General features: G+C 48.0%; 1 protein-coding gene. It reads left to right on the top strand.

Annotated features, from left to right (window positions below; all coding sequences use genetic code 11):
- Positions 1-50: 50 nt before the first annotated feature.
- Positions 51-13,451 carry an SDR family NAD(P)-dependent oxidoreductase gene (locus NLX82_RS03625; RefSeq protein ID WP_254347492.1) on the top strand — a complete coding sequence of 4,467 codons (13,401 nt, stop codon included), beginning with the start codon at positions 51-53 and terminating at the stop codon, positions 13,449-13,451.
- The last annotated feature ends 11 nt before the right edge of the window (positions 13,452-13,462 follow it).

Below are 13,462 nucleotides of genomic sequence, written 5' to 3'. Positions count from 1 at the left end.
ACAGCCAACATGATATTTGTCCTATTTCATACAGCTAGGAGGACATGTTTATGGATTCAAAAGATATTTTTCGTGCGGTGCAAGCAGGGGAAATCAATTATGAAGATGCTGAAAAACAATTGCTTCAATTTATTGGCGAGCTCCCGGATGAATCATTGGAAGCCAGTCCACAGGAATTATCAGAAGGACGGGCTTTCACGTTGCAACCATTGGACAGCTTCCACACGTCGGAGGATGGGCAGGAGATAAGCGCCCCCCAAATGAAGGTACAGTCTGTGGTTGAATTGCAGGAATTTGAGCACGGGATTGTCTTGTTGAAAATGAAGGACACGGTGCACAAAAATACATTTTCCGATGAACTGATTATTGGCCTGAATCAGGCGTTTGAGACAGTGCAGGCTAACGAGAATTATAAAGTTGTGATTCTGACGGGATATGACACCTACTTTGCCACAGGAGGCACCCAAGAGGGGTTGCTGGCTATCCATGAGGGAAAGGCGAAATATAGCGATACCAATGTTTACAAGATTGCTTTGGATTGCAAGCTGCCCGTCATCGCTGCTATGCAGGGACATGGGATTGGTGCTGGCTGGTGCATGGGGATGTTTTGCGATTTTATCGTGATGAGTCGGGAAAGCATCTATACTACTAACTTTATGAAGTACGGCTTTACTCCCGGAGCGGGTTCGACCCTGATTTTCCCTGAGAAATTCGGGGTTAGTATGGCACAGGAAATTCTATTTACAGGTACTAGATATAGTGGTTCGGAACTGGAAACCAAAGGGGTTCCTTTTCCGGTTGTACCGAGGAATGAAGTGGTGCCGCACGCCATGCAGCTGGCAAGAAAACTGTCTGAGTCTCCCAGGGAGTCATTAATTGAGCTGAAAAACCATATGGCCCAATCGATAAGAGAAAAGCTGGCGGCTACTATTGAAAAAGAAATAAAAATGCAGGATAAAACGTTTCTGAATCAGCAAGAAGTTAAAGAACGGATTCAATTCGCCTATGGACAGCTGCCGAATAGCAATGATTCCCACAAAACGGTCAAGCATGCTGATTCTAAAAAAGCTATGCTAGATATGCCGCGCGGTCAGGAACATAAGGAGTCTATCGCAATTATTGGTATGGCAGGGCAATTCCCGGAATCAGGGACTTTGGCTGAATTTTGGGACAATCTGGCTCAGGGCAGGGATTGTATATCGGAAATCCCTTCAACGCGATGGTCAATCGATGAATATTACGATACCGATCCCAAGGCTCAGGGAAAAACCTATAGCAAATGGATGGGTGTTTTAGAGGATGTAGATAAATTTGACCCGTTGTTCTTTAATATATCCCCTGCAGAAGCAGAGATGATGGATCCTCAACAGCGCCTATTTCTTGAAAGCAGCTGGAAATGCATTGAAGATGCCGGATTAAATCCAGCCTCACTGTCGGAGAGCCGCTGCGGTGTTTTTGTAGGTTGTGCAGCCAGTGATTATGGGAGGTCCATGAGTGGGCAGGGGTTAAATGCGCAGGTTCTTATGGGAGGGTCTCCTTCAATTCTATCCGCTCGGATTTCGTATCTGCTAAATTTGAAAGGTCCTTCTTTGGCTATTGATACCGCATGCTCTTCCTCTCTGGTGGCTATTGCTGAAGCCTGCAACAGTCTCCTTTTAGAAACAAGTGACCTTGCTCTGGCAGGCGGAGTCATGATTATGGCTGGTCCGGGGATGCATGTTATGACTAGCAAGGCAGGAATGCTGTCCAAGGATGGACGGTGCTTTACCTTTGATGCCCGTGCAAACGGGTTTGTCCCCGGAGAAGGAGTTGGGGTCATTTTATTAAAACGGCTCTCTGATGCAGTCAGAGACAAGGACTCCATATATGGAGTTATTCGGGGATGGGGAATGAACCAGGATGGAAAAACCAACGGAATAACTGCCCCAAGTGTAAATTCACAAATCTCGCTGGAAAAAGACGTATATCGACGGTTTAACATTCATCCCGAAACCATCTCCATGATAGAGGCCCACGGAACAGGAACAAAGCTGGGTGATCCTATCGAGGTGGAGGGACTTACGGAATCATTCCGATCCTATACAAGCAAGAAGGGCTATTGCGCATTGGGGTCACTGAAAAGCAATATGGGTCATATGATGACTGCGGCCGGAGTGGCCAGTGTGATGAAAGTGCTGCTGGCCATGAAGCACCACCAATTGCCGCCTACCATTCATTTCGAATCCTTAAATGAGCATATTTCTCTGGAGGATAGCCCGTTCTATATTAACACCAGTCTGCAAAGCTGGGAGCCCGAACCGGGAGTACCCCGGCGTGCGGGCGTAAGTTCTTTCGGATTTAGCGGCACTAACGCTCATATGGTTATTGAAGAATATGTTCCTGTAGTCTCTGCGGTGAATCTACCCCCAGTGGGTAAAGACAACCCGGGACTATTTGTGCTGTCCGCTAAAAGTGAACAATCCTTGAAAACCTATGCAGCAGATATGATGAATTTTGTTAAGTTGCACGAAAGCGTTAATCTCACGGACCTGGCCTATACCTTGCAAGTGGGAAGAGAGGCCATGGACTGGCGTCTCGCGTTTTTGACGGATTCAAGAGAAAATCTGATAGATGAACTTGAACATTTTATTAACGGAAACTCGTCGGAAAAAGTGCTGATCGGCCGTGTGAACTATCCAGGTGGCGGAATCGAACTCTTGGATTCGGACGAAGACACCGGAACCCTGGTTCGGGCCTGGACTGAGAAGAAAAGACTTGATAAGGTAGCCAAATTGTGGGCCAATGGCGCAAGCATTGAATGGGACGCACTTTATGGAGATATCAAGCCCAGACGAATCAGTCTGCCGACCTATCCTTTCGAAAGGGCACGCTATTGGTTATCCGAAACAGACACTGGACAAGGCAGTGTAAATCTGGCTATGACTGCCCAAATTCATCCTTTATTGCATCAGAATATTTCCGATCTCTCCGGACAACGTTATAGCTCTACTTTTACAGGCCGGGAATTTTTCCTGTCAGACCACAGAATCAAGGGTCAACAAACATTACCCGGGGTGGCTTACCTCGAAATGGTGCGAGCAGCTGTAGAAGAGGCAGTGGGGGCCGTAGTAGAAGGCGGGACCCATATTCAGCTGAAAAATATCGTATGGGCTCGGCCTGTGGTTGTAGCAGACGGACCGGTCAGGGTACTCATCAGTCTATATCCCCAGGACAATGGAGAGATTGCGTTTGAAATATGCAGCGGGATGGAAGGGGCCGACGCTGAAGGTATTATACACAGTCAGGGAATGGCTGTGTTGGAGAGGGTTGGGGAGATACAGTATCTGGACCTGAATGTCTTACGGGCAGACTGTACCCTCACACCACTTTCTTCGAGCCAATGCTATGAAGCTTTCAAAGCCATGGGGATAGACTATGGACCCGCACACCGTGGCATTGAGGCAATCTTTCGAGGAAAGGATTACGTGCTGGCCAAGCTGTCCCTACCATCCGCTGTACTCCATACTCAAACTGAATTTGTACTGCATCCAGCTTTGATGGATTCAACTTTGCAGGCCACAATCGGCTTGGTAATGGGTTCGGAAGAAAATTTGCCTGTAGGCAAGCCTGCGTTACCCTTTGCTTTGGAGGAACTGAAGATATCCGAAAAATGCACTCCAGTGATGTGGGCCCGGATCTCTCACGATGGGAGTGAAGAGACGTCGAATGGATTAAGCAAGGTGGATATTGATCTGTGCGATGAGACCGGAAAGATTTGCGTGCAGCTCAAAGGACTTTTATCCAGAGCTTTGGAAGGAGATGTGGGGCAAGCCAGCATCACTGAGGATATGGGTACACTGATGCTTGAGCCTATCTGGCAGGAGATGCCTGTCACCACAGGGGTGAACGCTAACGAAGATATCCAGCATGTTGTGATCCTGTGTGAAGTGGATGGTATCTCCGGGGAGGATATTGAAGCCCACATGGATGGTACTCGCTGCCTTGTTTTACAGTCCTCCAGCATGGATATGGACAGTCGGTTTGAAGATTATACCATTCAGATATTTGAAGAATTGCAAAGCATCCTGCTAGACATCCCAAAACAGAAAGTTTTGATACAGCTTGCAACCCGCGCTCGGAAGGACCAACAGGTTTATTCCGGGCTCTTTGCAATGCTGAAAACCGCTCAAAAAGAAAATCCGAATGTCATGGGTCAGTTGCTTGAGCTTGATGTAGAGAATGATTTCGAAGAAATCATTGAGAAACTACAAGGGAACCGAAGTGACCGGCATAACGAACGGATACGGTACCAAGGGGACAAACGACAGGCTTTAATGTGGCAAGAAATTGAAGCCTTACGTGAAGATGCAGACCTGCCGTGGAGAGATGGTGGGATCTATCTCATTACTGGTGGCTTAGGCGGCCTGGGGCTCATTTTTGCCAGAGACATTGTGCGCAATGTGAAAAACTCCACCGTCGTATTGGTGGGTCGGTCATCACTTTCTGCGGACCAAAAGGCTCTGTTAAGCGAACTGAGAGCGCTGGGTGGTCATATAGAGTACCAACAGGCGGATGTGGGCCACAACGAATCGGTTACCGGGCTAATTCATGGCATCGTCGAGCAATTTGGCTGCCTTAACGGTATTTTGCACACAGCCGGAGTGATTCGGGACAACTTCATCATCAAGAAGACTAAAGAAGAGGTTAGAGAAGTGCTGGCTCCGAAGGTCTCAGGAGTGATGAATCTGGACCAGGCCAGCAGAGACCTGCCTCTGGACTTCTTTATCTTATTTTCTTCTGGCGCAGGAAGCCTTGGCAATGTAGGGCAGGTTGACTACTCCGCTGCTAATGGCTTTATGGATGCGTATGCCTCCTATCGAAATGCTTTGGTGACAGCAAAGCAGCGCCAGGGGCAAACACTGTCGATAAACTGGCCTCTGTGGAAGGATGGAGGCATGCATGTCGACCTGGAAACGGAAAGGGCGATGCAAGACCTGGGCATGATTGCCATGCAAACGGAGAATGGAATCAAAGCTTTGTATCAAAGCCTGTCTTCCGGCAGAAGTCAGGTTATGGTGATCGAAGGGTATCCCCAAAGGATTAAAGCGGCAATTTTAGGCCAGCTCTCGGAAACTGATGTCTCAGGCCGATCTGTAATGGAAAGCGGAGGAGCACCGCTTATCGGAGAAGAATGGCTAAGGGAAAAAGCGGAGGGTTATTTGAAAACGGTACTTTCAACCGTGATCAAGCTGCCCGCTGAAAGTATAGATGTAAATGCACCAATGGACAGGTATGGGATTGACTCCATACTGGTTATGCAGCTTACCAATGAATTGGAAAAGACTTTCGGCTCATTACCGAAAACATTATTTTTTGAATACCAGAATCTCCGGTCATTGACGGGTTATTTCCTTGAATCGTATCGCGGTCGGCTGATTGATGCTGTAGAAGCGACAGAGAAGAATACGGCTCCTGATGCAGGCCCGAAAGTACCTATAAAAGCAACCATAGAGCCTTTAGTCTCGATATCGGCTAATCGTAGGCGTCCATGGCTTTTCCCGACAGGTATACAGCCACATCAGGAGAAGAAGGCATTAGACATTGCAATTATCGGCGTGTCGGGGAGATATCCGGGAGCATTGGGTATCCGAGAGTTCTGGGACAACCTAAGGGATGGAAAGGATTGCATTACAGAGATTCCTAAGGAACGCTGGGATCACAGTCTGTACTTTAATGAAAACAGAGGCAAGCCCGGAAAAACCTACAGCAAGTGGGGAGGGTTCATCGATGGAGTGGACTGGTTTGACCCGTTGTTTTTCAATATTTCGCCAAGGGAAGCGGAAACGATGGACCCGCAGGAGCGCTTATTCCTGGAATGCGTTTATGAAACGATAGAGGATGCAGGTTATACGAGAGAAACCCTTTGTGCAGAGCGGGAGCTTGGCGGCATAGAAGGCAATGTCGGGGTTTACGTCGGAGTGATGTACCATGAGTATCAACTCTATGGAGCCCAGGAACAAGCCAAGGGAAGGATGATTGGACTTCTCGGGAATGCCTCGGCGGTTGCCAACCGGGTATCGTATTTTTGTAATTTTCAAGGGCCAAGTATCGCTGTAGATACCATGTGCTCCTCGTCACTGACATCAATTCATATGGCCTGTCATGGACTACAGCATGGAGAATGCGAACTGGCAGTAGCAGGAGGGGTCAACGTCTCCATCCATCCTAACAAATACCTATTGTTGGGACAGGGAAGTTTTGCATCAAGCAATGGGAGATGTGAAAGCTTCGGACAGGGAGACGGATATGTACCGGGAGAAGGAGTCGGGGCTTTGCTGCTCAAGCCATTAGCCAAAGCCATAGCAGACGGAGACCGGATATATGGAGTTATCAAAGGAACTGCAGTGAACCACGGGGGAAAAACCAACGGCTATACCGTACCTAACCCCAACGCACAGGCCCGTGTGATTGGTCAGGCAATTAAGGAGGCAGGAATCAACCCCAGAACCATCAGCTATATAGAAGCCCATGGAACAGGAACTCCACTGGGAGACCCGATTGAAATTGCAGGCTTACAGAAGGCCTTCCGGAAATATACCGGCGATAAGCAGTTCTGTTCAATCGGGTCGGCGAAGTCTAATATCGGGCATTGTGAGAGTGCTGCTGGTATCGCCGCGGTGACAAAGGTGCTTATGCAGTTGAAATATAAACAAATCGTGCCTTCGCTACATGCAAGTACCTTAAATCCCAATATCGACTTCAGCGATAGTCCCTTTAAAGTTCAGCAAGGGTTAGAAGAGTGGAAAAGACCAGTAGTTGCTATCAACGGTGAAACCAGAGAATACCCAAGGGCAGCAGGAGTATCGGCCTTTGGTGCTGGGGGCTCTAACGCTCATGTGGTTATCGAAGAATATATTCCAGAAGAAGCTAGTCAGCAGCAAGCTGCGCCTGTATCCCTGAATCCTGTCATAGTCGTGTTGTCGGCCAAAAATAAGGAAAGGCTGGACGAGCAGGTGCAAAGATTGCTGTCTGCACTCAGAGAGCTGAATGACCCGCATACAAGTCTCTCAGATATCGCCTACACGCTGCAAATCGGGCGAGAAGCGATGGACGAACGTCTGGCGATCATTGCAAAATCCATCCAAGAGCTTGACTGGAAATTGGAAGGCTTCCTACAAAAAAAGGAAGGCGTAGAAGAACTGTATAGAGGACAGGTAAAGCGTAATAGAGGAGGGCTTGTCACTCAGGAAGTCGATGAAGATATGGCTAAAATGATTGATGCATGGGTGGACAAAGGGAAGTATGGAAAGCTCGCTGAACTTTGGGTTACGGGACTGATTTTGGATTGGAACAAGCTTTATGAGGATGTGAAGCCTCGCAGGATGAGTCTGCCAACCTATCCTTTTGCCAGAGAAAGCTATTGGATACCCGTACATGAGGAAAAGAGCGCCGCAATAACAGAAGCCGCTTCGTCCCAATCATCCTTTTTGACACCTTTACTGCATCAGAACACTTCAGACTTTCTGGAACAGCGGTTCAGTTCAACGTTTACAGGCGAGGAATTTTTCCTCAAGGATCATGTTGTGAAAGGTCAAAAGGTTCTGCCTGGCGTAGCCTATCTTGAGATGGTACGGGCGGCTGTAGAACGTTCCACAGGAGATATGGACAACAGCACAACAGGAATCCGTTTGAAAAATGTAAACTGGATTCGGCCCATTGTGGTGGATAACCAGCCAGTTTCTGTACACACCAGGCTCTACCTGGAAGACACTGGAAAAATCAGCTTTGAAGTGTATAGCGGGCAAGTAGGAAGCGAAAGAGGGCATACCGTGCATAGCCAAGGTGATGCGGTGCAGGTTTGCGTAGAGCAAAAACCGACACTAAACCTTAAGGCGTTACAGGCAGATTTTGGTCAACACAGGTTTAACGGATCGCAATGTTATGAAATCTTCGAGGAAATGGGAATGGATTATGGCCCGGCATACAGATGTGTGGAGAAGGTATATACACATCCGGGCAGGGTACTAGCCAAGCTGGCATTGCCTTCCTTCATTTCTAATATGGCGGACAGCTTGGTTCTTCACCCCAGCTTGCTGGATTCGGCCTTGCATGCATCCATCGGGCTAATTATGGGCCAAGAGAACGGAGGGTTGTCGGGTAGCGCTGTACCAGCTACGCCTCATATGCCGTTTGCCCTCCAAGAGATTGAGATTTATGGGGCATGCACCCCGAACATGTGGTCGTTGATTCAATACAGCGAGGGCAGCAAGAAAGAAGACAAGGTACAGAAGCTTAATATTGACTTGTGTGATGAGGAAGGAACTATTTGCGTCAGAATAACAGGATTATCCACCCGGGCGCTGGAAGGAGAAGTCGGCATTGAAAATGCACAAGGCGCAGCGGCAGGAGAAAGTGCCGCCGACCCGCTTGTAGGATCCGTAATGCTCATCCCGAAATGGGACCCTGCTGCTGTAAAAAAAGATGTCGTTTCCCCGTCACCGACAGACCGATTGGTCATTGCAGGTGGTACTGACAAAGACAGACAGGCCATCCGGGAGTATTATCCTAGGGCGCATTTCTTGGAGCTTCAAGCGCACGATTCCATTGAAACAGTTGCCTCAAAGGTAGAAGAATATGGAGCCGTTGACCATATCCTGTGGATTGCACCCTGTGTTTCCGTCGAATCGGTGACTGCCGAGTCCTTGATCAAGGAACAGGAGCAGGGAGTCCTTCTCTTCTTTAGAATGGTCAAAGCGATGCTTTTATTGGGATACGGGACGAAAAAGCTAGGCTGGGCAACGATAACCAATCAAGCTCAGCCGATGGATCAGAACGATACAGTCAACCCGACTCACGCAAGTCTTCATGGGCTGGTAGGCACCATGGCCAAAGAATATCCGAACTGGAAAATCCGTATCCTTGACCTGCAATCCGATGATGACTGGCCGCTATCCGATATGTTTACGCTGCCTTCGGACCGACAAGGACGGATGTGGGTTTACAGAAATGGGCAGTGGTACCGGCAGCACTTGGTCCCATTCAAACAGACTTCAGGTTTAAAAGGACAGACGCTATACAAAACCGGAGGCGTCTATGTGGTCATCGGGGGTGCCGGCACTATCGGAGAGGCTTGGAGCAAGTATATGGCCTGTACCTACCAGGCCCAGATGGTGTGGCTAGGCAGAAGGCAAAAGGATGCCTCTATCCAGGCCAAACTGGACGGATTTGAAGGCCTGGGACCTGTTCCATGCTATATCACGGCGGATGTAGCAGACGAAAGGGAGCTGCAGCGGGCATATGAGGAAATAAAACAGCGGTACTCCAACATAAACGGAGTGGTCCACTCAGCCATTTCATTTTTGGAGAAGGGCTTGGAAGATTTGACGGAGGAAGAGCTCCGGTCAGGGCTTTCAGCAAAGGTTGATGTAAGTGTACGCATGGCTCAGGTCTTCCAAAATGAGCCGTTGGATTTCGTATTGTTCTTCTCTTCCATGATTACCTATGTAAAGAATCCGGGACAAAGTAGCTATGCTGCCGGAAGTACCTTTAAAGACGCGTTTGCGCATCGTCTTTCGCAGGAATGGCGTTGTCCAGTGAAGGTCATGAACTGGGGATACTGGGGGAGCGGCGAAAACAATGCCTCTCAAAATGGAGGGCAGGAGGTAGAAAATTACTCCAGACTGGCGCAAATAGGTGTTGGGCTCATTGACCCGCAGGAGGGGATGGAGGCGCTTGAGACGCTTCTTGCCTCACCGATAGACCAAATGGGGCTTATGAAAACAACAAGACATCTGGAGATGGAAGGGACTAATCCGACGGAAGAGATTGATCTCTACCCGCCTAATTCGGATCCGAATCTCAGGGATATTCAGGAAAATATTGCTACAGCAATACAATCAAGAAGCCATTTTATCGAAAACTATGCTGCAGACGATATGGGCGACCTCCAGGAAAGGGAGATGGAACATCTCCTAAGCAGGTTGTTGCGGGAGCAGCTCTTGTCCATGGGGTTATCAGGGACAGATCGTCAGTCTGTCGACGAGTTCAAAAATAAACTCGGACTACCTGAGCTATATGGCAAATGGCTGAAAGAGAGCATGGAGATTTTGGCACAGATGGATAACGACCTATCAGGTAGAAACTCCAGCTTGACGGATCGAGATGATGTCTGGCAGGAATGGGAAGAGCGCAAGCGTACATGGCTACAATATCCGCAGATGAGAGCAAGGGTTAATTTGGTTGAGACAACGCTACGGGCTTTACCGGAAGTGCTTACCGGAAAATCGCCTGCGACTGAAGTCATCTTTCCCAATTCCTCAATGGAACTAGTGGAAGGAATTTACAAGAACAATCTGGTGGTGGACTACTTTAATGAAGTACTTGCCGATACTACTGCCGCTTATATCCAGGAGAGGATTATGGCCGACGCCGCTGCGGAAATCAGAATTCTGGAAATCGGCGCGGGCACCGGAGGGACCAGTGCCACGCTATTCCTGAAATTACGCCCATACCGCAAACACATTCAGGAATATTGCTATACCGATATTTCCAAAGCCTTTTTGATGCACGCGGAAAAAGAGTATGGGCCGCATAATCCGTATCTCAGCTACCAGATTTTTAATGTTGAAGAACCTATTGCTGGGCAAGGTGTTGAGACGGGTAAATATGATATTGTCATTGCCGCTAATGTACTTCATACCGCAAAAGACATCCGCCAGGCGTTACGTAATGCTAAAGCGGTTTTGAAAAGCAACGGCTTGCTCCTGCTCAATGAAATCACAGGTAGTAGCGTGTTTACCCACCTTACCTTCGGATTGCTAGATGGCTGGTGGGCGTATGAGGATCCGGAATGGCGTATTCCTGGATGTCCAGGGCTTCACCCTCAAATATGGGAAACCGTACTGGACAAAGAAGGCTTCCATGCAGCGTTCTTCCCGGCGCAAGAGGCGCATGATTGGGGCCAGCAGATTGTTGCAGCCCAAAGCGATGGCTTGGTTCGGCAAAAGCGACAGCACAAACGAAGATCAATATTGATAGAGAAAAGAACCGTAGAAACGGTATCAGTGAAACAACAATCTCAACCCAAAATAGAGGTAGCACAAGCAGAGGTAGAGCATGTGCTGCGTGAAAAAAGTACGGCGTACTTTAAACATTTGCTTGGTGAGACGCTAAAAATGGAACCGGGAAGTATCGACTCAACGGTTGCCCTGGAAGAGTATGGAATCGACTCGATATTGGTTGTGCAAATCACAAATGTTTTGCGTGAAGTCATCGAGGATTTTGCCAGCACGCTGTTTTTTGAGTACAACACCATAGATGATCTAGTAGCATACCTTCTTCAAACGCAAAAGGACTCGTTGAAGAAGCTGGTAGGAATGAAGGAACAGGAGTTGACCGAAGAGACTTCCAGAGTTGAAGAGGTCCCTGCTTTGCAATTACTCGCTACTGTCCCAATGAAGTTTGACCGGGGAGGGCGTTTCCTTAAGCCTTCTGACAGCACAAAGGAAAAGCCAACGACACGATCCTCCAATATCAGGGATGTTGCGATTGTTGGGATGTCAGGACGCTATCCGGGAGCTCGTAATATAGAGGAATATTGGAACAATCTAAGAGAAGGTAAAAATTGCATAACTGAAATTCCGAAAGACCGTTGGGATTGGAAGACCTACTTTGACCAAGAAAAAGGGAAAAGGGGCACAATCTATACGAAATCGGGCGGTTTTATCGAAGGCATTGATTTATTCGATCCGCTATTCTTTAAGATTTCTCCCGCAGAAGCCGAAACAATGGATCCGCAGGAAAGACTGTTCCTGGAAGCAGCATATGCAAGCATAGAGGATGCTGGGTATACCCCTGCCAATCTTTGTGAGAGTAGAAGAGTCGGTGTATTTGCAGGCGTTATGAACGGAAATTACGGTTTGGGACCTCAATATAATTCCATCTCGAATCGGGTTTCCTATCATTTGGATTTCCAAGGTCCGAGTATGTCCTTAGATACCGCTTGCTCTTCCTCATTGACGGCGATCCATTTGGCTTTGGAAAGCCTGTATAGCGGTACAAGCGAGTGTGCCATTGCCGGGGGAGTCAACTTGATTGTAGACCCTATCCACTATATCAAGCTGTCGGCTATGACGATGCTTTCTAAAACGGGTGAATGTAAGTCATTCGGAGATCAGGCAGATGGATTCGTCGACGGAGAGGGTGTCGGCGCGATCGTGTTGAAGCCGTTGGAGAAGGCGATTGCAGATGGCGACCATATTTATGGAGTAATCAAAGGGAGCATGCTTAATGCTTCAGGTAAAACCAGCGGTTATACAGTACCTAGCCCTCAAGCTCAATCCTGGTTGATTGAAGAAGCGCTCCAGCGTGCGGATGTCGATGCAAGGACAGTCAGTTATATTGAAGCCCACGGAACCGGTACAGCTCTGGGAGATCCTATTGAAATTGCAGGACTGACAAGGGCTTTCGAAAAATTCACAAAGGATAAGCAGTTCTGCGCCATAGGGGCGGTCAAATCTAATATAGGCCATTGTGAGAGTGCAGCAGGCATTGCAGGAGTGACTAAAATATTGTTGCAGCTAAAGCACAGCCAGCTAGTACCATCCTTACATTCAAGGAAGTTGAACCCTGAAATTAATTTCAACAATACTCCATTTATCGTTCAGCAAAGCCTGGAGGAATGGAAGAGACCGGTAATTACAACCGATGGAATCACAAAAGAATATCCAAGACGGGCTGGAATATCTTCTTTTGGTGCAGGCGGGGCAAACGCTCATATCGTGATTGAAGAGTATATTCCCGAGTATCAGGAACAGTCTGGAACAGAATCCGCTTCTCAGGGACCTGTCATGATCGTGTTGTCAGCCAAGAGCGAGGAGCAGCTTAAGGAAAAGGGACGGCAGCTGCTGAATGCTCTTCAGGGTCAGCTATTCTCCGCAAGCCTATCGGATATTGCTTACACGCTTCAGTTGGGGCGCGAAGCGATGGAGGAGCGTTTAGCCATACTTGTGGAATCTACCGCAGAGCTTGAGGAAAAATTAAAGAGTTTTGTGGATGGACGCCATAACATGCTCAACCTATATAGGGGACAGGCTAAACGTAACAGAGAATCGTTGTCTATTTTTTCGGGGGACGAAGACTTGCAACAAATGATCGATCTTTGGATTTCCAAAAAGAAATATACCAAGCTTTTGGAGCTGTGGGCCAAAGGGATAAATTTGGATTGGGAAAAACTTTACACAGGGAAGATGCCTCACCGTATCAGCCTGCCTACCTACCCTTTTGCTAAAGAGCATTACTGGGCTTCTGAAAGCAAGGATCAAGTAAAAGCCTATGCATTATTTTCGCAAGGTGAGAGCGATGTAGACTTTGATGATATATTGTGCGGCAGACTCTTGGATGAAATGATGAACGATACCCTGTCTGTTGATGAGGCTGCCAGTGAAATCCTCAATATATGTATACGTAAATGAGAAGTTTCTAC

The organism is Paenibacillus sp. A3M_27_13 (assembly GCF_024213315.1).
GTDB lineage: Bacteria > Bacillota > Bacilli > Paenibacillales > Paenibacillaceae > Paenibacillus > Paenibacillus polymyxa_B.
This window is presented reverse-complemented; position numbering and strand designations above follow the sequence as displayed.